Raw genomic sequence first — 24,303 nt, 5'->3', positions numbered from 1 at the left:
TCAGGCTTGGTCGAAGCCGACGAAGCGTGCGGTTTCGCTGACGTCCCGGCGGCGCGAGACAACCGCGTTGGCCGAAAATTCCTCGTCCGGCCAACCCAGCGCCACGCAGGTCATGATCACCTGATCATCGGGAATGCCCGCATGTTCGCGCACCACCGGCGATTGCATGATGCCTTGTCCGTTGATCACGGCACCCAGTCCCCGGCTCCACGCCGCCAGAACCAGCCCGTAGGTCACCGCCCCCAGATCGAAATGCGCGATGGTGCCGCCCTCAAGATCCTTGTCGAAGGTCACGACGACCGACACCGGCGCGTCAAACTGGCGAAAGCCGCGCATGACCCAATCCTGCCGCTTTTCCTTGTTGTCACGCTCGATGCCCATTGCCTCGAACAGCTGGACCGCGATTTCGACCTGCCGGTCGCGGTGCACACCCTGATAGGCCCCGTGGTCCACAATCTCGCGCTGCGGCGGCACGCCTGACAGCATCCGTTCGGAATTGCCGCTGCGCACGGCTTCCAGCGGGGCACCGGTCAGCACGTGAAAATGCCAGGGCTGGGTGTTCATCGACGACGGCGCGCGGTTGGCCAGGGCGATGATCTCTTCCAGCAGGTCGCGCGGCACCGGGTCGGGTTTGAACCCCCTGATGCTGCGCCGTTCGGAAATTGCCTGATCCAGTTCCATCGTCGTCTCTCCCCTGACATGTCTCAAGGGCCAAGCTACCTGCAAATCGCACAAGGACCAGCGTAACGACGCGTCAGATCACTCGGCAGCCAGCGGCATCCGCTCCTGACCGATCTGCGCGATCTCGGCCACGACGGTTTCCAGCCTTGCGCGCACATCCTCGAACCCGCCATTGGGCCGCACCAGCGCCTCGTTCATGTAAAGCGAGCGGTCGATTTCAACCTGAACCGCATGTTGCCCGCGCGCGGGACGTCCGTAAGCCTGCGTGATATAGGCTCCGGCAAAGGGCGCATTGCGCGTGACCACAAACCCGGCGGCGGCAAAAGCCGCCTCGATCCGGTCCACGACCTCGCCCCCCGCAGCGGCGCCAAAGCGATCACCCAGCACCACATCGGGCCGCTTCATCCCGCCGCGCACCACGCTGTCTATCGCCTCGTGCGGCATCGAATGGCAATCGATCAGCACCGCCTGCCCGTGCCGCCGATGTGCGCTGTCCAGCAACTGCTGCAACATCGCGTGATAGGGACGCCAATAAAGCTCGATCCGTCGCTGCGCCTCTTCCAACGTCAGCTTGCCGCGATAGATCGCGCGCCCGTTGGCCACCACGCGCGGCACCACACCCAGACCGGACGCGACACGCGGATTGTGACCGCGCGGACGCACCCCCTCGATCAGCGCGGGGTCCAGCTCGTCTGCCGCCCGGTTCAGATCGACAAAGGCACGCGGCGCGCCTGCCTTGAGAAAGCTGGCACCAAAACGCGGCGCGCAGTCGAACAGCATGTCGACAAAGGCATCTTCCGACGACCGCACCTGGTGTTCGTTCAGCACCGTGCTGCGCAGGAATCGCCAGGAATAATCGCGCCCGGAATGGGGCGAGGCGAACACGACACAGGATGCGTTAACATCCGGGTGCAGGACTTCGTAGGCAAGCTTTGGCATGAGGTCTCCTCGTGAAAAGAACATAGCGCATGAAATACGCTTATCAAAAGCCCTTGATCCCGCTTCCGACTCCTTTTATACGCCCCCCTACCGGCGCGAAATCTCGCGCCCCATTCTTGTTTGGGGCAAAGTTTCGTGAAGGCCAGAGTGGGCGATTAGCTCAGCGGTAGAGCACTTCGTTGACATCGAAGGGGTCACAAGTTCGATCCTTGTATCGCCCACCATTCTATTCACTGTTCGGGCACCCGCCCGGACGCCCGCAACCCCGGCGCTGCTTCGCGCCATGAAACATGAGGAAGAAGCGCCATGAAGGTTCGCAACTCGCTCCGCTCGCTCAAAAACCGGCACCGTGACTGCCGCGTTGTGCGTCGCAAAGGCCGTGTGTACGTCATCAACAAGACGCAGCGCCGGTTCAAAGCCCGCCAAGGTTGAGCATTCAACACATCACGTTTTAAAGAGCCGTCCCACAGTGGGCGGCTTTTTTTATGTCCCGAACCATCGCGCTCTGCCCACCTTCCCTTCTTTTGGCCTTCAAATATCCCGGGGGAGGCGCGTCAGCGCCGGGGGCAGCGCCCCCAGTGTCATCCTGCGGCCTTGCGCCTTTGGCATAAGACCATAGGTTACCCCAGAACCCCTGACCGAAAGGCACTCACGATGACCGACACCTACACGCCACCCGACGTCTGGACCAACGACGCCCAAAGCGGCGGCAAGTTTGCCAACATCAACCGCCCCGTCGCAGGTCCGACCCACGACAAGGAGTTGCCGGTCGGCAAGCACCCGATGCAATTGCATTCGCTGGCCACGCCCAACGGCGTCAAGGCGACCGTGATGCTGGAAGAACTGCTGGAAAAAGGCCACGCGGGCGCGGAATACGATGCCTATCTGATCAACATCGGTGAGGGCGACCAGTTTTCGTCCGGCTTCGTCGAGATCAACCCCAACTCGAAGATCCCCGCGCTGATGGACCGCTCGGGCGACACGCCCGTCCGCGTCTTTGAAAGCGCGTCGATCCTGTTTCACCTGGCCGAAAAGTTCGGTGAATTCCTGCCCGCCTCCGGCCCTGCGCGCACCGAAGTGATGAACTGGGTGATGTGGCAGATGGGCAGCGCGCCCTATCTGGGCGGCGGTTTCGGTCACTTTTACGCCTATGCGCCGGAAAAGTGGGAATACCCGATCAACCGCTTCACGATGGAAGTCAAACGCCAGCTTGACGTGCTGGAACGCCAGCTTGCCGATCATCCCTATGTTGCGGGCGACGACTATACCATCGCCGACATCGCGATCTGGCCCTGGTATGGTCAACTGGTCCTGGGGCGTCTCTACGAGGCGGCGACCTTCCTCGATGTCGAAAGCTACACCAACGTGATGGCCTGGGCGAAAAAGATCGACGCACGGCCCGCCGTGAAACGGGGCCGCATGGTCAACCGTGCCTTCGGCGCACCCGAAACCCAATTGCGCGAACGCCACGATGCGTCGGATTTCGAAACCCAGACTTGGGACAAGATCGGCGACGACAGCTGAGCAACGCCGGTGCGGGCGGCCCGAAGGGGCTGCCCGCGACGCTTCTGCGGTTACCGGCTGCGCCCGACCTGACGGCAGATCAGGATCACCGGCAGCACCCCCACCGCCACGATCACCAGCGATGGCACCGCCGCCCCGTCCAGCCGTTCGTCACTGGCCAGCCGGTACGCCTGCACCGCCAGCGTGTCATAGTTGAAGGGGCGCATGATCAGCGTCGCGGGCAGTTCCTTCATCACGTCCACAAAGACGATCAGCGCCGCCGTCAGCAGGCTGGGCGTCAGGATCGGCAGATGCACCCGGCGCAGCGTCGCCAGCGGCCCCTTGCCCAGCGACCGGCTGGCCGCGTCCATGTTCACATGCACCAGCGCCTGCCCGCCCTCGTAGGCCCCCAGCGCCGCCGCCAGGAACCGCACCATATAGGCCAGCACCAGCAACCATATCGACCCGGTGATCAGCAGCCCGGTAGAGATGTCGAACGTGGTGCGCATCCACGCGTCCAGCCGGTTGTCGAAGGCGGCAAATGGCACCAGAAGCCCCACCGCGATCACCCCGCCCGGCACGGCATATCCCAGCCGCGCGACATAGGCGGCGCCGCGCGCCAGCGGCCCAGGCTGGATGCGATTGTAGAACCCCACAGCAATCGCCGCTCCCAGCGTCAGCATCGCCGCAATCGCCGCCAGCGTCAGTGAATTTCGCGCAAAGCCCAGATAGCGCGCACTGGTCAGATCCTGCTCGGACGCGAGCCCCATGGTCACCAGAATCAGGATCGGCAGCAACGCCCCCAGCAGCACCGGCACACCGCACAGCACCATCGCCAGGGCTGCCCGAAGACCCCGCAGCTCGACAGGGGGATTGCCGCCTTTGCTGCCACGCGACGGATCATGATATTTCGCCCGTCCGCGCTGCGCGCGTTCCAGCATCGCCAGCAGCAGCGCAAAGCTCAGCAGGCACAGCGCCAGTTGCGCGGCCCCGGTGCGGTCGCCCAGGCTGAACCAGCTGGTGTAGATTCCCGTGGCAAAGGTCTGCACGCCGAAATAGGCCACGGTGCCGAAATCGGCGATCGTCTCCATCACCGTCAGCAGCACACCCGCCGCGATGGCCGGGCGCGCCAGCGGCAGGCTGACCTTGAAAAATGCACCCCAGACCGAACTGCCCAGCGCCCGCGCCGCCAGAAACGTCGTGCCCGATTGCTGCAGGAACGACGCCCGCGCCAGCAGATAGACATAAGGATAAAGCACCAGCACCAGCATCAACGCGGCCCCACCCAGGCTGCGGATCTCGGGAAACCAGTAATCGCGCGGCCCCCAGCCCATCACCGCCCGCAGCGTCGACTGCACCACGCCGGGATGATCCAGAACACTGGTATAAGCATAGGCCAGCACATAGGCCGGAAAGGCCAGCGGCAGCACCAGCGCGATCTCGAACAGCCGAACACCGGGAAACCGCGTCATCGTCACCAGCCATGCGGCACCGACGCCCACCATGAAGGTGCCCGCCGACACCAGCAGCACCAGCGCCAGCGTGTTGCCGACATAGCGCGGCAGCACCGTCTGCATCAGGTGTTGCACCGTCTCGAAACCACCGCCAAAGGACGCAAGCAGGACCGCCACCATCGGCAGCAGACAGATCGCCGCCGCCATCAGGGCAACGGTCGACAGCCCGCGCGGTGCCAGCCGGGTTTTTGCGGGCCGCCCCGCGGAATGTATCGCCTGATCGCTCATCGCCCTTATGTCGACCATTTCCGTCGGAATGACCAGAGCACAGCCGCCGCCCTAGCTCGCCTCGAAGAACGCAAGGATGTCATCGAACACACGCGGCTCTGCAACATAGAGCAGATGCCCAAGGCCGGGATAGAAGGTGATCGGTGCGCCTCCGACCCGTTGCGCGAACCTGCGCACCTGCCGGGGCCTGAACACGGTATCGGCACTGCCCGCATAGAAATGCACCTGTCCGGGCGGCAGGCTGAAATCCTCGGGCAATTGCCAACCCACCAGCGCCATCGTGTGCGCCTTGAAGGTGTTGAACGACGGCTCGACCACGATCTTTTTCTCGCGCCCGGCGATGCGCGCGATATCGTCCGCGCGTTCGGGCGACCGCGCGCCTTCGCGTCCGAACAGAAGCACCGGAAAGTAGTCCTCCCAGACCTTGCGGCTGTTGACCGATCTGGCCCGCGCGGCGGCCACCAGAATGTCGTCGATCCCCCGCAGCCCGGTCTGCGCCCCGCCGCCGAACTCCACCGCGCTGGACATGGCCGCCACCTGCGCGCGCGGACCGATCTGCTTGGCCGCCAGCATCGCAATCGGGGCACCGGTGGAAAACCCCAACAGCTTGATCTCCTTGTCGGGATACCGCTCGGCCAGCGTCACGATGGTCTGCGCCGCGCGCGCAATGTCCAGCGGCCCGTCCAGCGGGCGGCCGTCCATGCCCGGAAACCGATAGGCGGCAAAGGCATAGCCCTTGGTATGCCACTCCACTACGGGATCGAAAATGCCCAGCGGCGTCATCGAGCCGGGCACCAGGATCAGCAGCTTGTCCTGCCTTTCGATGTCGGCGGCGTTGAACAGCAGCGGCGTGACCGGGGCCCGCGACGGCTCGGGCCGGGTGCCACAGGCTGCCAACAGGCAGCATACCAACAAAACCCTTACGATCCACATGCGCTCGGCCAGCCCCTGATTTATCCGACGTCTCCTGCCCTTGTCCTAGCCGCGCGGGGCGGTGACCACCAGCCCGCCCGCGATCACAAAATGTCGCGCAGGCCATCCGGGCGCGCACAGAAACTTCGGAACCTTCCAGCCCTGCAAGCCCGTTTTACCACCACGGACCCCGACACCGATCGCCAAAGACGAGGAGCACAGCAAATGACCGAGAAAACCGCCCGCCTGTACCGTATGGTCATGCCCGATCACCTTTGCCCCTTCGGTCTCAAGTCCAGATCCCTGCTCGAGCGTCACGGTTACGACGTCGAAGACCACCACCTGACCACCCGCGACGAAACCGACGCGTTCAAGGACGCGCACAATGTCGAGACCACCCCGCAAACCTTTATCGGGGGCGAACGTATCGGCGGCCACGATGATCTGCGCCGCTTTTTCGGCCACAGGGTCAGCGAAGGCGACGAAAAATCCTACCGCCCCGTGTTGGTGATCTTTGCCATATCGTTCCTGATCGCGCTGGCCATCGCGATCAATGTCCACGGCACGCTCCTCCACTGGCGCGTGATCCCGTGGTTCGTAGCCACCGCGATGACCATTCTCGCCCTGCAAAAGCTGCAGGACGTCGAACAGTTTTCAACGATGTTCCTGAACTACGACCTGCTGGCGCGCCGCTGGGTGCCCTATGCCTATTTCTACCCCTACGCCGAGGCGACGGCTGGCGTGCTGATGCTGGCCGGTGTCGCCCTGTGGTTAGCGGCCCCACTCGCGCTCTTCGTCGGCACCGTCGGCGCGGTGTCGGTGTTCAAGGCGGTCTATATCGACAAACGCGAATTGAAATGTGCCTGCACCGGGGGCAACGACAACGTGCCGCTCGGGTTCATCTCGCTCAGCGAAAATCTCGCGATGGCGGGCATGGGCACATGGATGCTGATCCGCATGATCGCAGGCTAGAGCTTCATCTTGCCAAATAAACTCCGGGGGAGCGCCGCCAGGCGCTCGGGGCAGAGCCCCCTTTCTTCTAACAACTGTCGGCAGAGCTCGCCAAACGCTCAAGCCTCAATCGTACGTCCGCTGATCCTCGATCACCAACCCGTCACGCGGCAGGCTGCCCACGGGCACGATCTCGACCGTACCTTTCAGTTTCAGCGTATCGACCACGCTCGCGGCATAGCTGTGTGCATCACCACCATCCGATTCGATCCGCACGGTCATCGCATCCTGCTGCCCGTCGCGCATCGCAATCACCCGCGCGCGGGCGATATCGCCATGTTTGGCAACCAGCGCGGCAACCTGCTCGGGGCGCACGAACATGCCCTTGATCTTGGTGGTCTGGTCGGCGCGTCCCATCCAGCCCTTGATGCGCATGTTGGTGCGCCCGCAGGGGCTTTGCCCGGCCATCACGGCGCTCATGTCGCCGGTGGCAAAGCGGATCAGCGGATAATCGGGGTTCAGCGATGTCACGACGACCTCGCCCACCTCGCCCGGCTCGACGGGGTTGCCGGTGCCGGGGGTCAGGATTTCGACGATCACGCCTTCGTCCACGATCATCCCTTCCATTGCCGGGGTCTCGTAGGCGATGTTGCCCAGATCGGCGGTGGCATAGGATTGCAGGCAAGCAATGCCGCGGTCCGCGTATTCCTGACGCAGGCTGGGGAACAGCGCCCCGCCACCCACGACCGCGCGCGTGAGCTTCAGGGTCACACCCATCTCGTCGGCCTTGTCCAGGATCACCTTCAGGTAATCCGGCGTGCCGGCATAGGCGGTGGTGCCGATGTCGCGCGCCGCGATCACCTGCAGTTCGGTCTGACCGGTGCCCGCAGGCAAAACGGCAGCGCCGACCGCCCGCGCACCGGATTCAAAGATCATGCCCGCAGGCGTCAGATGATAGCCAAAGCAGTTCTGGACGATATCGCCCTTGCCGATGCCTGCCGCGTGCAGGAATCGCCCCATGCGCCACCAGTCGTGGCTGATCCCGCCCGGCTCGTAGATCGGGCCCGGCGACTGGAACACATGCGCCAGATTGCTGACCGCGATGCCCCCGAAGGGCGGGTTTTCCTTTTGCAACGCCGACAGGTCCGATTTGCGCATCACCGGCAGCTTGACCAGATCCTCCGGGCCCTGCACCTCGGCCGCCGCCGCGCGCCACTCAGCGGAGGCATGGGATATCGACGCCAGCCGGTCGCGCAGCAAGGTCGCCTGCTCGGCCTGCCGCTGGTCCGCACTGCGGGTTTCCAGATCGTCAAAATACGCTGTGTCCGGCATCGGAAGGTGTCCTGTTCGTCTATATGAGAGGTGGGCCGCAGCCCCTGTCGTCGGTCGGGCTTAGCTCAGCCAGCGCTTGCGCCGCCGGTAGGACCGCACATCGCGGAACGATTTGCGGCCTTCATCAGACATGCCAAGATAGAATTCCTTCACGTCGGGGTTCTCGCGCAGCTCGGCGGCGGGGCCGTCCATGACCACGCGACCCGATTCCAGAATGTATCCGTAATGCGCAAACCGCAGCGCCACGTTGGTGTTCTGTTCGGCCAGCAGGAAGGACACGCCTTCCTTTTCATTGACCGATTTCACGATCGAGAAAATCTGCTCGACCAGTTGCGGCGCCAGGCCCATGCTGGGCTCGTCCAGCAGGATCGTCTCGGGGCGGCTCATCAGGGCGCGACCGATCGCGCACATCTGCTGCTCGCCACCCGAGGTGTAGCCTGCCTGCGACTTGCGGCGCTCGCGCAGCCGTGGAAAGTAATCGTAAACCATCTCAAGGTCCGCTGCCGTGGCGCCCTTGCCGTCGGTGCGCGTATAGGCGCCAGTCAGCAGGTTTTCCTCGATGGTCAGGTGTTCGAAACAGTGACGGCCTTCCATCACCTGAACGACGCCGCGTTTCACGGTTTCGGCCGGGTCGGTGTGCTGGATCGCATCGCCGCGATATTTGATCGAGCCCTTGGTGACCTCGCCCCGCTCCGAGGCCAGCAGGCCGCTGATGGCTTTCAGCGTCGTGGTCTTGCCCGCGCCGTTGCCCCCCAGCAGGGCGGTGATCCCGCCCTTGGGCACCGACAGGCTGACGCCTTTCAGCACCAGGATGACGTGATTGTAGATCACCTCGATGTTGTTGACCTCAAGCAAGGTCTCGTCAGTTTTTGCGGCGTCCAGCATGATCAACCTGTCCCGATGGCAATGTTCAGATGGATCTCCGGCGACGGCACCCCGCCGCCGGAGAAAGGGGGTTTAGTTGCAGCGTGGCTCGATGTTGTTCTCGGCGGCATAGGCAGCCGAGTCCTCTTCGATCAGACGCCCGATCAGCTCGCGGTCGGTGGGTTTGTAATCAGAGATCACGTTCCACTGCTGTGCGGCTGCATCCCACTGGGTCACACCAACCAGGCCGGGCCCGCCGTGCTGTTCGCACGACACCTTGAACGCGGGGCCATAGTTCGGCAGGCCCAGTGCGGCCATCTTCTCTTCGGTGATCTCCAGCGCTTCCATGCCATCGCGCATCATCGCGGGGGTGATGTCCGCAGTGCCGTGGATTTCCTGCGCTGTCCGCGCCGCCTCGGCTGCCAGCATCGCGGCGTACATGCCACGGTTATACTGGACCGTACCGATCTGGTCGCCCGCACCGGCAGCCTTGCCTGCGTCCAGAACGAATTTCTGGATGTCGTCATAGACCGGATAGTCCTTGCCGACGCCGTGGAACGTCAGCGCCTTGTAGCCATTCGCCGCAGCGCCTGCGGGGATCACGTCCGCTTCGGAACCCGACCACCACACACCGATGAAGTTTTCCATCGGATAGCGGATGTTCACCGCCTCTTGCACGGCAACCTGGTTCATCACGCCCCAACCCCACATCACGACATAGTCGGGACGGTCACGGCGAATTTGCAGCCACTGCGATTTCTGCTCCTGACCTGGGTGGTCGACGGGCAGCAGCGTCAGCTCAAAACCATGTTGTTTCTGCAGCTCTTCCAGCGTGCGGATCGGCTCCTTGCCATAGGCCGAGTTGTGGTAGATCAGCGCGATCTTCTTGCCGTCCAGATTGCCACCGTTCTCTTCCAGCAGATAGTTGATCGCACCCGACGCACCATCCCAGTAGTTGGCGGGATAGTTGAACACGTGGCTGAACACGGTGCCGTTCGACGCCGACGTCCGGCCATAGCCCATCGAGTGGATCGGGATGCCGTCAGCCGTCGCCTTGGGGATCAGCTGATAGGTTATGCCGGTGGACAGCGGCTGATAGACCAGCGCGCCTTCACCCTTGGTGGATTCGTAGCATTCCACGCCTTTTTCGGTGTTATAGCCGGTTTCACATTCCACCATGCGGACGGGGGCACCTCCAATGCCGCCATCCCGCTCGTTCAGCAGGGTGAAGTAATCGGCATATCCATCCGCAAAGGGAATGCCGCTGGCCGCATAGGGCCCGGTCCGATAGCTCAGCGACGGGAACACGAGATCCGCCATCACCGGGCCTGCCGCCATCACGGCAGCAACCGCCATTGTCGCAAACTTCATCTTCATCGGTGTTTCCTCCCTTGGTTTTTCCGATGCAGCCCCTTTACCGGAGCCTTACGCAGGGCAGGGTTCGTCCCCGCCAGTCTTGGTCGCCAGCCCCGTCAGTGCGGGAATGGCCACAATCTCAATTTTTCCTTGGCCACGCGCCAAAGCTGCGCGATGCCATGTGGCTCGGCGATCAGGAACACGATGATCAGCGCCCCCACGATCACCAGCTGCAGATGCGCCACGATGTCGGTGGGCCAGCCCAGCCAATCCACGCCCACGACCTTCAGTGCCACGGGCAACAGGACCAGAAAGGCCGCCCCGGCAAAGCTGCCAAAGATGCTGCCCAGCCCGCCGATGATGATCATGAAGAGCACCAGGAACGACTTGTTGATGCCAAAGACCTCGCCCACTTCGACCGCGCCCAGATAGACGCTGAAGAACAGCGCGCCCGAGACGCCGACAAAGAACGACGAGATGGCAAATGCGCTCAGCTTGGCGGTCAGCGGGTTCACCCCAATGATCTCGGCGGCGATGTCCATGTCGCGGATTGCCATCCATTTGCGTCCCACAGATCCGCGCGTCAGGTTGCGTGCGATCACGGCGCTGACGATGGTGAAGACCACGCAGAACAGATAGGCAGCCCAGGCTTCGGTGTTGGGCCCGGTGATCAGCACGCCGAATGTGTCACGCTCGGGTGCGTTGATCTGGCCCGAAGCGGAATAGTTGTAGAACCACGGCACGCGGTTGAACAGCCACACCAGAAAGAACTGCGCCGCCAGCGTCGCCACCGCCAGGTAGAACCCCTTGATGCGCAAGGACGGCAGACCGAACAGCACCCCGACCACCGCCGTGATGGCGCCTGCAATGATGACATGCACGAACATGCTGACATCGGGAAAGCTAGTCATCAGCTTGTAGCACGCATAGGCGCCCACAGCCATGAACCCGCCGGTGCCCAGCGACACCTGCCCGCAATAACCCACCAGGATGTTCAGCCCGATCGCGGCAATCGCATAGATCAGGAACGGCAGGAAGATCGAGTTGACCCAATAGTCGTTGACCATGAACGGAATGACGAACACCGCCACGAACAGCACGAAGTAGTAACGCCACCGGTCGAACTTGATCGGAAAGGTCTGGCTGTCATCCTTGTATGTCGTGCTGAATTCGCCTGCTTCACGATAAAACATCAGACTTCTCCCACAGCCCGGAGGCCTTTGTTTCTTTTGGCTGCAAATATCCCGGGGGTGCGGGGGCTGGCCCCCGCGTCCGCTATGACCGGATCACACACGTTCAATGATCTTCTCCCCGAACAGACCCTGCGGACGGAACACCAGGAACACCAGCGCCAGCATGTAGGCGAACCAGTTCTCGGTTGCCCCGCCCAGGAACGGCGCACCGATCAGGAACTCGAACAGCTTTTCACCGACGCCGATGATCAGCCCGCCGACGATGGCACCGGGGATGGATGTGAATCCGCCCAGCATCAGCACCGGCAGCGCCTTGAGCGCGATCAGCGACAACGAGAACTGCACGCCCGATTTCGCGCCCCACATGATGCCCGCGACCAAGGCCACAAAGCCCGCCAGCGACCACACCAGTATCCAGATAAAGTTCAGCGACACGCCCACGGACAACGCCGCCTGGTGGTCATCCGCCACGGCCCGCATCGCGCGGCCCTGCTTGGTATACTGGGCAAAGGCCACCAGTGCCGCGACCAGCACCATCGCCACCAGCGCGGCCACGATATCAAGACTGTCGATAAAAAAGCCGTAGAAGCCTTCACCGCCCAGCCCCTCGGTCGCCTGTTCGATCCACAGGTTTCCGCCTTGCGGCAGGCATGCGCCCACGGCCCAGCACAGGTCCAGCGTCTTGATTTCCGAGCCCCACATCAGGTCCGCGACCCCTTCGAGGAAATAGGCCAGCCCAATGGTCGCCATGAACAGGATGATCGGCTCTTGTCCCACCAGATGCCGGAACACGAACCGCTGCACGGCCCAGGCCAGCGCGATCATCACCAGCACCGTCAGGAACACCGCGACAGTCGAATGCAGGTTCCACCCGAAGGTCGTCACATGCAGCCCGAAGGTCGCGTTGATCAGATGTGCGAACGGCACCTGCCCGTTCTGAAAGCCCACCAGCGTCATCGCCGCGAACAGCGCCATGACCCCCTGGGCAAAGTTGAAGATGCCCGACGCCTTGTAGATCAGCACAAAGCCCAGTGCGACCAGCGCATAAAGCACCCCGGCCATCAGACCGTTCAGGAACACCTCTACCGTATAGAGAAAAGCCTCAGACATCGCGCAGTTCCTTCACATTCCACATCGTTGCATCAGTCATGTGCGACCCCCAGATAGGCGTCGATCACATCCTGATTGCCGCGCACCTCGTCGGGGGTGCCGTCACCGATCTTCTTGCCGTAATCCATCACGACCACGCGGTCGCTCAGGTCCATCACCACGCCCATGTCGTGTTCGATCAGCGCGATGGTGGTGCCGAATTCGTCGTTCACATCCAGGATAAAGCGGCTCATGTCCTCTTTTTCCTCTACGTTCATGCCCGCCATCGGCTCGTCCAGCAGCAGCAGCGACGGCTCGGCGGCCAGCGCGCGCGCCAGTTCGACCCGCTTTTTCAGCCCGTAAGGCAGCCGTGCAACGGGCGTCTTGCGGATCGCCTGAATTTCCAGAAAGTCGATGATCTTTTCCGCGACTTCGCGGTTCACGGTCTCTTCCGTCTCGGCGCGGCCCTTCCACATCGACTGCCAGAACAAGCCGGTCTTCATATGGGTCAGACGCCCGGTCATCACGTTGTCCAAGACGGTCATGCCCTCGAACAGAGCGATGTTCTGGAACGTCCGCGCAATGCCCTGGCGGGCCACCTGATAGGGTTTCATCGGCGGGCGCGGCTGGCCCTGATAGAATACCTGGCCCTCTTGGGGCACGTAGAACCCCGAAATCACGTTCAGCATCGACGATTTACCGGCACCGTTCGGCCCGATGATCGCGCGGATTTCGCCCTCGCGGATGTCGAACGAGATGTCCTTGATCGCCTCGACGCCGCCAAAACGCAGGGTGATGTTCTTCATCTCCATCACCACCGGACCGATCTTGCGACCGTCCGCGGTTGTGTAGCCTTCTGACTGGTCCAGCATCACACGTCTCCCTGCATTGTTGGCCGCTGCATCTGCGCTCCGAGAAAAGCCAGGCCCATCATTCCGCCGCCATCCGCGTCGTCACCTTCTCGACGGCCGCTTCGCGGATCTCCAGCGTCGCCTTGATCGCGCCCTTGCGGCCGTCTTCATAGGTCACTTCGGTCACCGTGCTGATCTGTCTGGACCCGTCGTAGAGCGCCGTGATGATGTCGTGGAATTTCTCTTCGATCTTCTTGCGGCGCACCTTGCGGGTGCGGGTCAGTTCGCCGTCGTCGGCATCCAGTTCCTTGTGCAGCACGACAAAGCGGTGGACTTGGCAGCCCGACAGCATCTCGTCCTCGGCGACCGAGCGGTTCACCGCCTCGACGTGGCTCTGGATCGTGGCCAGCACCTGCGGGTGGCCTGCAAGCTCCTGATAGGACGCATAGGCGATGTTGTTGCGCTCGGCCCAGTTGCTGACGGCGGTCAGGTCGATGTTGATGAACGCCGTGCACTCGTCGCGCCCGTTGCCAAAGACCACGGCCTCCAGGATATTGGGATAGAACTTCAGCTTGTTCTCGACGTATTTGGGCGCGAACAGCGATCTGTCGGCCATCTTGCCCACGTCCTTTGCGCGGTCGATGATCCGCAGATGGCCCGTGTCAGGCTCGATAAAGCCCGCGTCGCCGGTGGCGACCCAGCCCTCGGCATCCTTGGTGTCGGCGGTGCTTTCGGGGTTCTTGTAATACTCGACGAACACGCCCGGCGAGCGGTAGTAGACCTCGCCGTTGTCCTCGATCTTCAGCTCGACGCCGGGGCACACGACGCCCACGGTGTCGCTGCGCACTTCGCCATCGGGCTGGGCGGTGATGTAGACGGTGGCCTCGGTCTGACCGTAGAGCTGTTTGAGGTTGATCCCCAGCGAGCGGTAGAAATCGAAGATTTCCGGCCCGATGGCCTCGCCCGCCGTATAGCCGACGCGCACGCGGGTGAAGCCCAGCGTGTTTTTCAGCGGGCCGTAGACCAGCAGATCGCCCAGCTTGTATTTCATCCGGTCCATGAAGCTGACGGGCTTGCCGTCCAGCAGATCGGGGCCGACCTTGCGCGCATGGGCCATGAAGTGGTCGAACATGCGTTTCTTCAGCTTGCTCGCATCCTCCATCCGGATCATCACGTTGGTCAGCTGGGTTTCGAACACGCGCGGCGGGGCAAAGTAATAGGTCGGCCCGATTTCGCGCAGGTCGGTCATCATCGTCTCGGGGCTTTCGGGACAATTGGTGCAATACCCGGTCCACAGCGCCTGGCCGACGGAAAAGATGAAATCGCCGACCCATGCCATCGGCAGATAGGCCAGAATGTCGTCGGTCTGGCGCAGGTGGTCAAATTCGGAGCTGGTGCGCGAGGTCTCGATCACATTGCGGTTGCTCAGCACCACACCTTTGGGGTTGCCGGTGGTGCCCGAGGTATAAAGCATCACGGCGGTGCTGTCGTAATCCAGCTTGGCGATGCGGGCCTTCATGTCGGCGATCAGGTCGTCTCGCCTGGCGCGCCCGGTGTCCTGCACCTGCGCATAGGACCGCAGCTTTTCATGGTCGTATTTCCGCAGACCACGCGCGTCGAGATATATCATCTCCTCGAACTGCGGCAGGTCGCCTTGTATTTCCATGACCTTGTCGACCTGCTCCTGGTCGCCCGCGATCACGTATTTCGCGCCGCAGTGCCCCAAGGTATAGGTCATCTCTTCAGCGGCGGCGTCACTGTAGAGCGGCACCGGAATGGCCCCGCACATCTGCGCCGACATCATCGCCCAATAGAGCCGAGGCCGGTTGCGCCCGATCACCGCGACGAAATCGCCCTCGGCCACACCAAGGTCGATCATCCCCAGCGCCAGCGCCTCGATTTCATCAAGTGCCTGCGACCAGCTCCAGCTTTGCCAGATACCGAATTCTTTTTCGCGATAGGCAGGGGCATCTGCGAACTTGGTCGCATTGCGATGCAGCAACGCCGGTATGGACGTCAGTCCATCGGCGCCTTCCAGCGTCTTGGTCAATGTATTCTCCTCCCAAACCCGCTGCGGTCGTCGCAACAGGCCCTCCCCGCATGACGCGCGAATCCTCCCCGCGCATCACGCTGTCAGCACACTCGCGGTCAACTTTTTCGGGATGTTTGCGGAATTCTTACGAATTGTTACAGGGCGCGTAAAAGCAATCCGCCCGCGCCGATCACCACCAGAGCACCTGCCGCGATTTCGATCACCGGCAGCAGGCTTGCGGCCATCGGGCTGCCCGCGACGCTGCCCAGCAGGCCGCTGCGCAACCCCACGGCACCGGTCCCGACGGCGACGGTAACCACCGCCGTGCCGATCGCCATCGCAAAGACACCCGCGATGCCAGCGGGCAGGATGCCCATGCCATGGGTGATCACCAGCACGAACAGCGCGCCGGTGCAGGGCCGGATCGCCACCCCCGCAATCAGCACCACCGCTTCGCGAACCGAGTTGATGCCTGCGACCTCTTCCACGCTTGGCGCATGGCGATGCCCGCAGGTGGCGCAATGCCCGTCGTTGTGGCTGTGGTCGTGGCTCTGGTCGTTGTCATGCGAATGACCACCCGCAGGGCTGCGCCGCAGCAACCGCCGCGCGCCACGCCCCAACAGCCACAGCCCGATCAGCGCAATCGCGGCGTAGCTGACCGGCGCCATCACATCCTCTGCGGTGTCGACCATCTGCTCGCGGGTCAGCGCGAACAGCCATAGACCGCCCTGCACCAGCACAATCGCCGTCACCGCCTGCCCCAGCGACGACAGCAGGGCGATTACGCCCAACCGCAGCACCGTCACCCGACGTCCCAACCCATAGCCGCCGATAATCACCTTGCCGTGCCCCGGCCCGACCGCATGAAAAAAGCCGTAAGCGAAACACGCACCCAAAAGCGTCCAGAACGCCCCGGGATTGCCCGCACGCGTCGCACGCAGCGTCAGCGCCATCTCGTTCTGGAACGACCGCTGATAACCCGCAGCCATCTGGCCGATCTGTCCCAGCCCGCCACCGGGCGACAGCCACCAGCCCAGCGCGGCCAGCGCCGCAAGCAAGGCGATCAGCGGGGCGCGCATGTCATTTCAACTTCGGTCGCAAAGGCCTCGCCGACCTCGGGAAAGCCCGCCTCGATCGCATCCTCATCCCGGCCAAGTTTCGACAGCGCGCTTTGCATCTGTTTCATCCCTGCATCCAGATCGGGCAGATGGCGCGCGATCATGCACCCGTCCAGCCCCTCGACGGTCACGTTCAGCGTGACGTCATAGGCCGTGTAATATGTCGGATCAAAGGGCTTCATCGACAGGCTGTGACCGGCCAGCACGGGCGCACCCACCACATCGCGCACATGCGTCGTCACGATCCGCCCCTCGCGCATCACCAGCGAAACATCGCGCGGCCGCGACAGCTTCAGCGGCGCACCGTCCAGCCGCGCGACCAGATCGCCGTCGTATCCTGGAATCCACTGCATGTCGAAACCACGCAGCTGTTCCTCTTCCTGCGGCGTCAGAACCGCATCACCGTCCGGGTCCAGCCCGAAATCCTCGGTGATCAGCAGCGAATAGAACGCATCGTAGGCCCAAGTGACCTCGACCGCCTGCAGCGCGCCCGCATCATCGACAATCGCCACCAAACCCGCATCAATAAAGATGTGCGGATGTGCCTGTGGGGCGGTGGCGGTGCAGATCAAAGCGATTGCGGCGAGGGATCTCATGGCGCAATCTGTAATCCCCTTCGCGGGCGCGCGCAAACCACCCCTTTGCGAAAACGACCCGCGGTGCTACCCCCATCGGCGGAGGATCGCCACGTGCCAAAGAACGATGACCAGAACCGAGCGCTGACCACAGCGGGGCTGAACCTGATCGCGCAGGCCCTGTCGATCTACGATAGCGACCTGCGGCTTTCGGTGTGCAACGTGGCCTTTCAGCAGATGTTCAACCTGCCCGATGCGCTGGTGAAACCCGGCGCCACGTTCGAGGACACGATCCGCCACATCGCCACCCACGGCGAATATGGCCCCATCGACGACATCGAAACCTTCGTGTTTGAGCGTGTCAGCACCGCCCGCGCGTTCGAGCCGCATTACATGGAACGCACCCGCGCCAACGGACGCACGATCTCGGTCGAGGGCGCGCCGCTGCCACAGGGTGGCTGGGTCACCGTCTATACCGACATCACCCGCACCAAGGATCAGGAGCATATGCTGCGCGCACGCTCGGATGCGCTGTCGGATATGGTGCTGTCGCGATCCGAGGAACTGGCCGCGACCAACCGCCAGCTGTCGGCCACCGTCGCCGCGCTGAAGGAGGCTAAGCGCGAGTTGACCGAGATGGAGGCACGCACCCGTCTGGTCACCGAAATGATGCCCGCGCACATCGCCCACGTCAGCGAAACGGGCCACTACACCTATACCAACCGCCGCCTGTCCAGCATCATCCCCGACCGGCCCAGCGACCTCATGGGCCTGCATATCTCCGAGGCCTTGGGACCGGTGAACCACGCGCTGATCGCGCCGCACCTGCAAGCCGCTTATGAGGGGCGCGCTTCGGTGTTCGAGTTTACGGACGGACCCAGCGCGCGCCGCATCCGCGTGGCGTTCACGCCCGACACCGACCGGGGTGCCTATATCCTGTCGATGGACGTGACCGAGGAAACCCAGGCCCGCGTGGCCCTGCAACAGAACCGCAAACGGGCGCTGGCGGCGCAGATGACCTCCGGCCTCGCGCATGACTTCTCCAACCTGCTGACCATCATCCTCGGCCTGCAAAGCAAGCTTGAGCGGATGGACGGCCTGCCCGGCGACGCCAAACCGCTGATCGAAGGCACCCGTGCCGCCGCACGTCGGGGTGGCGATCTGTTGAACGGCATCGCCAACGCCACCGCCGCGCGCCCCCTGCGCCCCGGCCCGGTCGAGGTTGCGGGGTTGCTGGCGGATGTGGCGACGTTGGCCTCGCCGACCTTGCCCGCGGGCCAGACGCTGCGTGTCGACTGTACGCTGCCGTCCGGCCCCCTGCTTCTGGACAACGGGATGGTACAGGACAGCCTGCTGAACCTGATCCTGAACGCCCGCGATGCCTGCGGCGTAAAGGGCACGATCACCCTGACCGCCGCTGCCATCGGCGAGACCTGGGTGGAATTTTCCGTCACCGACACCGGCCCCGGCTTTTCCGAAGAGGCGCTGCACAAGGCCTGCGATCCCTTCTTCACCACCAAGGGCGGCGAGGGATCGGGCCTGGGCCTGCCGATGGTCTATGACATGACCAAGACGGCGGGCGGGCACCTGAGCCTCAGGAACACCCGCGGCGGAGCGGAAGTGCGCCTGCGCCTGCCGCTCAACCGCCCCGCACCGGTGACCGGCGGCATGGTCCTGCTGGTCGAAGACCGCGACGACCTGCGCACGCTCTACCGCGACATGTTGATGGGTCTTGGCCATTCGGTGGTCGAGGCCACCAGCGTCGACGAAGCCACTGCCCTGACCGCCGATCTGCCCGACATCGGCCTGATCCTCAGCGATATCCGGCTCGGCGGTGCCTCGGGGCTGGATCTGGTGGACCGCTTGCAGGACGCAGGCACACCGATCATCCTGATGACCTCGCTCCCGGTGGGCGACCCGATGCACCGCGCGGCCCTCGCCCGCGCGCCCGTGCTGCAAAAGCCGTTCTCGGCGGAAGACCTTGCCGCCCTCCTGATGCCACAGGCCGCACAATGAACAGACCCGACAGCCCCCTCGTGACCATCCTTGACGACGAACCGGCGATCCGCACCATGCTGGCCGACGCGCTGGAAGAGGCGGGGTTTCGCACCCTCAGCTTCGGGCGCGCCTCGGCCTTCGAGGCCGCGTTGAAGACGCACCAGCCCGATGTCTGCCTGGTCGATCTGGGCCTGCCCGACACCGACGGGCTGACCATCGTGCACCGGCTCGCGCTGGAACAGGGCGCCACGGTCATCATCATCTCGGGACGTGCACAGGTACAGGACAAGGTGACGGGGCTGGAACTGGGTGCCGACGACTACATCATCAAGCCCTTCGATCCCGCCGAAGTCGTGGCCCGCGTCCGCGCCCGCCTGCGCTCGACCCAGCAACCCGCCCACAGCGGCAACACCGCCCTTTTCCAGGGCTGGACCGCCTCCTTCGACCGCTATGTGCTGACCGACGACGCAGGCTCGGAAACCCCCTTCTCCCATGCCGAAGGCGAGGTGCTGCGCCTGTTCCTCTCCAGTCCCCGCCGCCTGATCTCGCGCGCGCAGATGCAGGAACAGCTGGGCGGCGGTGCGGGCGAAAGCTTTGACCGAGCGATGGACGTGCGCATCTCGCGGCTGCGCACGAAACTGCGCGAAGACCCGAAAAATCCGCAATTGATCAAGACAATCTACGGCGCAGGCTATATCTTTCTCGGTGACGTCCACTGGAGCTGACGATGCTGCAAGCCCTTCTTTACCGCACCGGCAAGGCCCGCCCGCTGTTCTACCGCGTCGAGATTTCGCGCAACCTCTTCGAAGAGGCCTCGGTCACCCGCGAATGGGGTGCCGTGGGCGGCACACCGCGCACGATCACCTCCTGCCACACCGACCTGCGCGCTGCATCCCGCGCCGCCGACAGCCACCGCCAGCGCGCCCTTGATCGGGGATACATCCGCGACACCTCCCCGCTTCATCTTGCCCGAAAAACTCCGGGGTGAGCCCGCAAGGGCGAGGGGCAGCGCCCCTTACCCCGCCAGCACCAGATCGACGGCCCGCGCCATCACGCGCAGGCCCGCAACCAGATCATCCTCGGCGGTGTCTTCCTCGAACGCGTGGCTGATCCCGCCGATGGACGGCACGAACAGCATCGCCACAGGCATCAGCTTCGAGACATTGGTGGCATCGTGCAGCGCCCCCGAGGGCATCTTGCGCCACTTGCCCGCGGCCTCTGCTAGCGCCGCAGCCTCCAGTGCCCCGCGCAGGCCCGCGTCCATCTGCACCGGCTCCAGCCCCAGCATCTGGCCGAACTCCAGCTTCATCTTGCGCTCCTGCGCGATCTCGCCCGCCAGGTCGCGGATGATCGTCTCCATCCGCCCCAGCCGGTCCGCGTCGCCGTCGCGCCACTGCATCGAAAACCGGACGCGTCCGGGCACGATCGACGAAGCATTGGGCGACAGCGACACGTGGCCGATGGTCCAGACCGTATCGGGCGTCACCACATTGCGCAGCCGGTCATTGAGGCCCGTATTGAACGCGCTCAGCGCCTGGAAAGCATCCTGCCGCAGGTGCATCGGCGTGGTGCCCGCGTGGTTCTGCTGCCCGATCAGGGTGATCGCCATATCGCGGATACCGACGATGTGGCTGACCACACCGATCTGCTCGCCATTCGCCTCGAGGTAGGGCCCCTGCTCGATGTGCATCTCGATGAACCCGGTGAACTGCGCCGGATCCACCTCGCCGGTGACCATGTCCGCCACCGCCTGCCGCGCTTCGGTCAGCGACACGCCCGCGTGGTCTTGCAGCCCGTCCGCCGTCTCCAGCGTCAGGCTGCCCGACCAGACAGCACTGCCCGTGGTCACGCCAAAGCGGCCCTCTTCATCCTGGAACGAGACCACCGAGACGCCGCCGCCCGCTGCCCGCGCGATCTCGAGCGCTGCGATCACGCCCAGCGCGCCGTCCAGCCATCCGCCTGTCGGCTGGCTGTCGCTGTGCGATCCCAGCAGCAGCGAAGGCCCGTCGGCCAGTCCGAACAGATTGCCCATCGCGTCCATCTCGACCCGCAGGCCCGCATCGCGCATCTGTTCGGCCAGCCAAGCCCGCGCCGCCACGTCCGGCTCCGAATAGGCGGGCCGCACCACGCCAATGCCCTGCGCGCCAAAGCTGCGCAGCTTGTGCAAATCCCTCAGAAATCTCTGTCCGTCCACCTGCATAATCGCCCCTCGCGGTTGACCGCCGCACTGCCTCAAGAAATAACGAACGCAACATGCCCCGCCACAAGGTAAAAAGTCCATGACCCAGCCCATCATTGGCATTGATCTCGGCACCACGAACTCGCTGATTGCCGTATTTGAAGAGGGCGCGCCACGTCTTCTGGCCAATGCGCTCGGGCACAGATTGACGCCTTCGGTCGTGTCGTTCGACGATGGTGCCGTGCTGGTGGGCGAGGCCGCGCGCGACCGTCAGACCACGCACCCCAAACAAACCGCCGCTGCGTTCAAACGCGCGATGGGCACCGAAACCACCTTTGCCCTGGGGCCCAAGTCCCTGCGCGCCGAGGAACTGTCGTCCCTGGTGCTGCGCAAGCTGAAAGACGATGCCGAAGCGGCCCTTGGTCAGACCATCCGCGATGTGGTCGTATCGGTGCCCGCGTATTTCAACCAGGGCCAGCGTCAGGCCACGATGGCCGCCTGCGCGATGGCCGACCTGAACGCGGTGCGGTTGGTCAACGAACCCACGGCGGCGGCGCTGGCCTATGGATTGCAGGACCGCGAGGGCGAAAGCCAGTTTCTCGTGTTCGATCTGGGCGGCGGCACCTTCGATGTGACGGTGCTGGAACATTTCGATGGCGTGATGGAGGTCAAGGCCTCGTCCGGCGACGCCTTTCTGGGCGGCGAGGATTTTTCCGAAGCACTGGCCAAGACCATGGCGGACAAGATCGGCACGCCCTGGGCCAAGCTGGGCGCTGACATACAGCAACAGCTACGGCTTCAGGCCGACGTGGCCAAGCGCCACCTGAGCGGCAAGGATGAGTACGAAGCCAGGATAAAGATCGACAGCACGCACCACGGTCTGACCCTGACCCGCACCGACTTTGAAACCGCTTGCGCGGCGCTGATCAAACGTCTGCACCGCCCGATCGAGCGCTGTTTCTATGACACCGGCCTTGATACCGACGGGCTGGACCGCGTCATACTGGTCGGCGGTGCGACCCGTATGCCGATGATCCGCCAGATGGTCGCGCGGCAGTTCCGGCGGCTGCCCGAAATGACCATCGACCCGGATCATGCCGTTGCACTGGGGGCGGCGGTACAGGCCGCGCTGGTGGCACATGACCGCGCTTTGGATGACGTCGTGATGACAGATGTCTCGCCATTTTCCGTGGGTATCGAGACCGCGACCAGACTGAAGAACGGCACCAGCATCCACGGTTTTTTCCAGCCGATCATCGAACGCAACACGCCCCTGCCCGCATCGCGCCAACAGATCTTTTCCACGATGAGCGACAACCAGACCAATCTGCGCATCGACATCTATCAGGGCGAAGCCCCCAAGGTCAGCGACAATGTGCACTTGGGCCGGTTCGACATCAATGTGCCCAAGGGCAAGGCCGGTCAGGAAAGCATGTTCGTACGCGTGACCTATGACCCGTCGGGCCTGATCGAGGTCGAGGCGACGTCGATCAGCACCGGCAAGCAGGCGGGCATCGTCATCAGCGACAACGTCTCGAACCTGACCGAGGCAGACATTGCCAAAAAGCTGAAGCAGATGCAGGCCTTCAAGATGCATCCGCGCGAAGACGAGGCCAATGTGACCTTCATGGCTCGCATCCGCCGACTGTACGAAATGGCCGCAGGCGATGACCGGCACATGCTGCAAGACATACTGATGGCATTCGAAGCCGCGCTGGAAGGGCAGGACCCTGCCGAAATCGCGCGGATGCGGGGCGATATGGGCGAAACGCTGGACCGCATAGACGACTATTATGTCTCCTAGGTGGCCGTGGTCCGAACTGGGCCTTGCAAAACCCACGACCGAACGCGAGGTCAAACGCGCCTATGCCGTACGGTTGAAACAGATCGACCGCAACGATCCCGCCGCGTTCGGCGCACTGCGCGATGCTTTCGACGCCGCCAAACGTCAGGCGCTGGAAGACGACGCAGCACCCAACCGACCCAGCATGGCCGATATCATGGAAGGGCGCACCGGCCAGGACGACGCCGCATCTGTTACGCTGCGCGAACCGGTGCGCCCCACAGACACGGGCCACCCGCCGCCGCAGGAAACCACACCGGATCAGGAAGCGTGCCGGACCAAACCGCAGACCGATGACACCGGCCACAGCCCCATTGCCGAAGAGCAGTTCGCACAACTGCCTGACCCGCCCAAGGCCACATTGAACCCCACGACCGCGCGGCCCTGGGGGCTGGGCATCGGTCAGCTAGACGCGCTCGCCCAAAAGGACTTGGACGCGGCACTTTCGATATTCCAGACAAAGTTCAACGATGCGCTGCGTCCCATGTACTGGGACACAAAGGCGCTGGATGCCCTGTTGTCACTGAACATGGCCCATGACCTGACCCTGCGCCGCAGGCTCGAAGAGCAACTTTACGACTCCCTTCAATCCCGACTGAGCGATCCCGAAACCGGCTATCCCACCGGCATGGCCCGCGTGGTCGAAACCCATTTTCAATGGGCAACGGACGGTGTCGGCGCCAGCAAACGGCTGGGATGGCGGCCCGATTATCAACTGCTGATGTACGGCCACGCGCAATCTCTGCCGCAGGACGAAAAGGCCGCAACCAGACAGACTTCGCGAAACAAGGAAACATACCTCTGGCACAAAGTCGGTATCTTCGTTGTGCTGTACCTGCTGACCATTTCAGGTCAGGAAACGGAGGGCGCTTATGCCGACTTTGCTGTCTTTGTCGCGCTCGCTCTTATTTTCATCGCTGTCCGAGTGCTGACCATTCTGAGTGTGGCGATCATCGTCAAACTGGCCGACCTCCTCAGACTGAACCGCCCCGCGATACGGCTGGCGCACTGGGCCTTTCCCGCAACAACGGCCAAGCTGGCCACCAGCCCGGAATTCCGCAGGCTGGGAGCTTTCGTATTAACCGCTGTCGTTTTGGTCGGGCTTTACCTGATCGACAAATACGCCTGATCCCACCTGTACCGCA

The 24,303-nt window shown here is 63.5% G+C and carries 22 protein-coding genes and 1 tRNA gene; 9 read left to right on the top strand and 14 right to left on the bottom strand.

Annotated elements, in window-relative coordinates:
• A complete protein-coding gene (locus NTA49_RS10400; RefSeq protein WP_258294684.1) occupies positions 1-681 on the bottom strand; it encodes a nitroreductase in 681 nt (226 codons plus the stop codon).
• A gap of 78 nt (positions 682-759) precedes the next feature.
• On the bottom strand, positions 760-1,620 hold the full coding sequence (locus tag NTA49_RS10395; protein WP_258294683.1) for an N-formylglutamate amidohydrolase: 861 nt from the start codon (positions 1,618-1,620) through the stop codon (positions 760-762).
• Positions 1,621-1,769: 149 nt separating this feature from the next.
• Here NTA49_RS10395 and NTA49_RS10390 point away from each other — a divergent pair.
• The 3 genes from NTA49_RS10390 (at position 1,770) to yghU (ending at position 3,144) form a co-directional block, all read left to right on the top strand.
• A tRNA-Val gene (locus NTA49_RS10390) sits at positions 1,770-1,844 on the top strand.
• An 82-nt stretch (positions 1,845-1,926) separates the two neighbouring features.
• On the top strand, positions 1,927-2,052 hold the full coding sequence (gene ykgO, locus NTA49_RS10385) for a type B 50S ribosomal protein L36 (RefSeq protein WP_005850168.1): 126 nt from the start codon (positions 1,927-1,929) through the stop codon (positions 2,050-2,052).
• A 222-nt stretch (positions 2,053-2,274) separates the two neighbouring features.
• Positions 2,275-3,144, top strand: coding sequence for a glutathione-dependent disulfide-bond oxidoreductase (gene yghU / locus NTA49_RS10380; RefSeq protein ID WP_258294681.1), 870 nt, complete (start codon positions 2,275-2,277; stop codon positions 3,142-3,144).
• A 50-nt stretch (positions 3,145-3,194) separates the two neighbouring features.
• Here yghU and NTA49_RS10375 read toward each other — a convergent pair whose 3' ends face one another.
• Together NTA49_RS10375 and NTA49_RS10370 are read right to left on the bottom strand one after the other, a co-directional pair.
• Complete coding sequence (locus NTA49_RS10375) at positions 3,195-4,865, bottom strand: ABC transporter permease (RefSeq protein WP_261368257.1); 1,671 nt, start codon at positions 4,863-4,865, stop codon at positions 3,195-3,197.
• A gap of 51 nt (positions 4,866-4,916) precedes the next feature.
• Positions 4,917-5,762 (bottom strand): alpha/beta fold hydrolase, encoded by an 846-nt coding sequence (locus NTA49_RS10370; protein ID WP_258294678.1) that lies wholly within the window; start codon positions 5,760-5,762, stop codon positions 4,917-4,919.
• A gap of 240 nt (positions 5,763-6,002) precedes the next feature.
• Here NTA49_RS10370 and NTA49_RS10365 point away from each other — a divergent pair, with 240 nt between their 5' ends.
• Positions 6,003-6,749, top strand: a complete 747-nt coding sequence (locus NTA49_RS10365; RefSeq protein WP_258294677.1) for a MauE/DoxX family redox-associated membrane protein — start codon at positions 6,003-6,005, stop codon at positions 6,747-6,749.
• A 105-nt stretch (positions 6,750-6,854) separates the two neighbouring features.
• On the opposite strand, the gene NTA49_RS10360 is transcribed toward NTA49_RS10365, so the two are convergent.
• The 9 genes from NTA49_RS10360 to NTA49_RS10320 all read right to left on the bottom strand — a co-directional run bounded on the left by NTA49_RS10360 (position 6,855) and on the right by NTA49_RS10320 (position 17,159).
• Positions 6,855-8,060 carry a phenylacetate--CoA ligase family protein gene (locus tag NTA49_RS10360; protein ID WP_258294676.1) on the bottom strand — a complete coding sequence of 402 codons (1,206 nt, stop codon included), beginning with the start codon at positions 8,058-8,060 and terminating at the stop codon, positions 6,855-6,857.
• Between the two features lie 60 nt (positions 8,061-8,120).
• Positions 8,121-8,945 carry an ABC transporter ATP-binding protein gene (locus NTA49_RS10355; RefSeq protein WP_258294675.1) on the bottom strand — a complete coding sequence of 275 codons (825 nt, stop codon included), beginning with the start codon at positions 8,943-8,945 and terminating at the stop codon, positions 8,121-8,123.
• A gap of 72 nt (positions 8,946-9,017) precedes the next feature.
• On the bottom strand, positions 9,018-10,301 hold the full coding sequence (locus tag NTA49_RS10350; RefSeq protein ID WP_258294674.1) for an ABC transporter substrate-binding protein: 1,284 nt from the start codon (positions 10,299-10,301) through the stop codon (positions 9,018-9,020).
• Between the two features lie 95 nt (positions 10,302-10,396).
• Positions 10,397-11,473 (bottom strand): branched-chain amino acid ABC transporter permease, encoded by a 1,077-nt coding sequence (locus tag NTA49_RS10345; RefSeq protein ID WP_258294672.1) that lies wholly within the window; start codon positions 11,471-11,473, stop codon positions 10,397-10,399.
• 93 nt (positions 11,474-11,566) lie between these two features.
• Entirely contained in the window at positions 11,567-12,583 is a 1,017-nt protein-coding gene (locus NTA49_RS10340; RefSeq protein WP_258294671.1) for a branched-chain amino acid ABC transporter permease, read from the bottom strand.
• Positions 12,584-12,615: 32 nt separating this feature from the next.
• Complete coding sequence (locus tag NTA49_RS10335) at positions 12,616-13,434, bottom strand: ABC transporter ATP-binding protein (RefSeq protein ID WP_258294670.1); 819 nt, start codon at positions 13,432-13,434, stop codon at positions 12,616-12,618.
• A 58-nt stretch (positions 13,435-13,492) separates the two neighbouring features.
• Positions 13,493-15,463, bottom strand: a complete 1,971-nt coding sequence (locus tag NTA49_RS10330) for an AMP-binding protein (RefSeq protein ID WP_258294669.1) — start codon at positions 15,461-15,463, stop codon at positions 13,493-13,495.
• A 137-nt stretch (positions 15,464-15,600) separates the two neighbouring features.
• Positions 15,601-16,524, bottom strand: a complete 924-nt coding sequence (locus tag NTA49_RS10325; RefSeq protein ID WP_258294668.1) for a nickel/cobalt transporter — start codon at positions 16,522-16,524, stop codon at positions 15,601-15,603.
• Positions 16,509-17,159, bottom strand: coding sequence for a DUF1007 family protein (locus tag NTA49_RS10320; protein WP_258294667.1), 651 nt, complete (start codon positions 17,157-17,159; stop codon positions 16,509-16,511). Before NTA49_RS10320 ends, NTA49_RS10325 begins: the two co-directional genes overlap by 16 nt.
• Positions 17,160-17,252: 93 nt before the next feature.
• Between NTA49_RS10320 and NTA49_RS10315 the strand changes: the two genes are divergently transcribed.
• From NTA49_RS10315 to NTA49_RS10305, 3 genes are read left to right on the top strand one after another with little or no spacing between them, the layout of a single operon-like run.
• Entirely contained in the window at positions 17,253-19,154 is a 1,902-nt protein-coding gene (locus NTA49_RS10315; RefSeq protein WP_258294666.1) for a PAS-domain containing protein, read from the top strand.
• Positions 19,151-19,861 (top strand): response regulator transcription factor, encoded by a 711-nt coding sequence (locus NTA49_RS10310; protein WP_258294664.1) that lies wholly within the window; start codon positions 19,151-19,153, stop codon positions 19,859-19,861. Before NTA49_RS10315 ends, NTA49_RS10310 begins: the two co-directional genes overlap by 4 nt.
• 2 nt (positions 19,862-19,863) lie before the next feature.
• Positions 19,864-20,124, top strand: a complete 261-nt coding sequence (locus NTA49_RS10305) for a WGR domain-containing protein (protein ID WP_258294663.1) — start codon at positions 19,864-19,866, stop codon at positions 20,122-20,124.
• Positions 20,125-20,151: 27 nt separating this feature from the next.
• Here the strand turns inward: NTA49_RS10305 and NTA49_RS10300 are convergent, their stop codons facing one another.
• A complete protein-coding gene (locus tag NTA49_RS10300) occupies positions 20,152-21,336 on the bottom strand; it encodes a hydantoinase/carbamoylase family amidase (RefSeq protein ID WP_258294662.1) in 1,185 nt (394 codons plus the stop codon).
• Positions 21,337-21,415: 79 nt separating this feature from the next.
• On the opposite strand from NTA49_RS10300, the gene NTA49_RS10295 reads away from it, so the two are divergent.
• Complete coding sequence (locus NTA49_RS10295; protein WP_258294661.1) at positions 21,416-23,119, top strand: Hsp70 family protein; 1,704 nt, start codon at positions 21,416-21,418, stop codon at positions 23,117-23,119.
• A complete protein-coding gene (locus NTA49_RS10290) occupies positions 23,109-24,287 on the top strand; it encodes a hypothetical protein (RefSeq protein WP_258294660.1) in 1,179 nt (392 codons plus the stop codon). Before NTA49_RS10295 ends, NTA49_RS10290 begins: the two co-directional genes overlap by 11 nt.
• Positions 24,288-24,303: the final 16 nt, after the last annotated feature.

The sequence above is a fragment of the Pseudosulfitobacter koreensis genome (assembly GCF_024733015.1).
In the GTDB taxonomy this organism is placed as follows: domain Bacteria; phylum Pseudomonadota; class Alphaproteobacteria; order Rhodobacterales; family Rhodobacteraceae; genus Pseudosulfitobacter; species Pseudosulfitobacter koreensis.
This window is presented reverse-complemented; position numbering and strand designations above follow the sequence as displayed.

Bases quoted from the DNA above. Each gene is read 5' to 3' on its own strand.
- NTA49_RS10400 (WP_258294684.1), bottom strand. From the start codon at position 681: ATGGAACTGGATCAGGCAATTTCCGAACGGCGCAGCATCAGGGGGTTC.
- NTA49_RS10395 (WP_258294683.1), bottom strand. From the start codon at position 1,620: ATGCCAAAGCTTGCCTACGAAGTCCTGCACCCGGATGTTAACGCATCC.
- ykgO (WP_005850168.1), top strand. From the start codon at position 1,927: ATGAAGGTTCGCAACTCGCTCCGCTCGCTCAAAAACCGGCACCGTGAC.
- yghU (WP_258294681.1), top strand. From the start codon at position 2,275: ATGACCGACACCTACACGCCACCCGACGTCTGGACCAACGACGCCCAA.
- NTA49_RS10375 (WP_261368257.1), bottom strand. From the start codon at position 4,865: ATGAGCGATCAGGCGATACATTCCGCGGGGCGGCCCGCAAAAACCCGG.
- NTA49_RS10365 (WP_258294677.1), top strand. From the start codon at position 6,003: ATGACCGAGAAAACCGCCCGCCTGTACCGTATGGTCATGCCCGATCAC.
- NTA49_RS10360 (WP_258294676.1), bottom strand. From the start codon at position 8,060: ATGCCGGACACAGCGTATTTTGACGATCTGGAAACCCGCAGTGCGGAC.
- NTA49_RS10355 (WP_258294675.1), bottom strand. From the start codon at position 8,945: ATGCTGGACGCCGCAAAAACTGACGAGACCTTGCTTGAGGTCAACAAC.
- NTA49_RS10350 (WP_258294674.1), bottom strand. From the start codon at position 10,301: ATGAAGATGAAGTTTGCGACAATGGCGGTTGCTGCCGTGATGGCGGCA.
- NTA49_RS10345 (WP_258294672.1), bottom strand. From the start codon at position 11,473: ATGTTTTATCGTGAAGCAGGCGAATTCAGCACGACATACAAGGATGAC.
- NTA49_RS10340 (WP_258294671.1), bottom strand. From the start codon at position 12,583: ATGTCTGAGGCTTTTCTCTATACGGTAGAGGTGTTCCTGAACGGTCTG.
- NTA49_RS10335 (WP_258294670.1), bottom strand. From the start codon at position 13,434: ATGCTGGACCAGTCAGAAGGCTACACAACCGCGGACGGTCGCAAGATC.
- NTA49_RS10325 (WP_258294668.1), bottom strand. From the start codon at position 16,524: ATGCGCGCCCCGCTGATCGCCTTGCTTGCGGCGCTGGCCGCGCTGGGC.
- NTA49_RS10320 (WP_258294667.1), bottom strand. From the start codon at position 17,159: ATGAGATCCCTCGCCGCAATCGCTTTGATCTGCACCGCCACCGCCCCA.
- NTA49_RS10310 (WP_258294664.1), top strand. From the start codon at position 19,151: ATGAACAGACCCGACAGCCCCCTCGTGACCATCCTTGACGACGAACCG.
- NTA49_RS10305 (WP_258294663.1), top strand. From the start codon at position 19,864: ATGCTGCAAGCCCTTCTTTACCGCACCGGCAAGGCCCGCCCGCTGTTC.
- NTA49_RS10300 (WP_258294662.1), bottom strand. From the start codon at position 21,336: ATGCAGGTGGACGGACAGAGATTTCTGAGGGATTTGCACAAGCTGCGC.
- NTA49_RS10295 (WP_258294661.1), top strand. From the start codon at position 21,416: ATGACCCAGCCCATCATTGGCATTGATCTCGGCACCACGAACTCGCTG.
- NTA49_RS10290 (WP_258294660.1), top strand. From the start codon at position 23,109: ATGTCTCCTAGGTGGCCGTGGTCCGAACTGGGCCTTGCAAAACCCACG.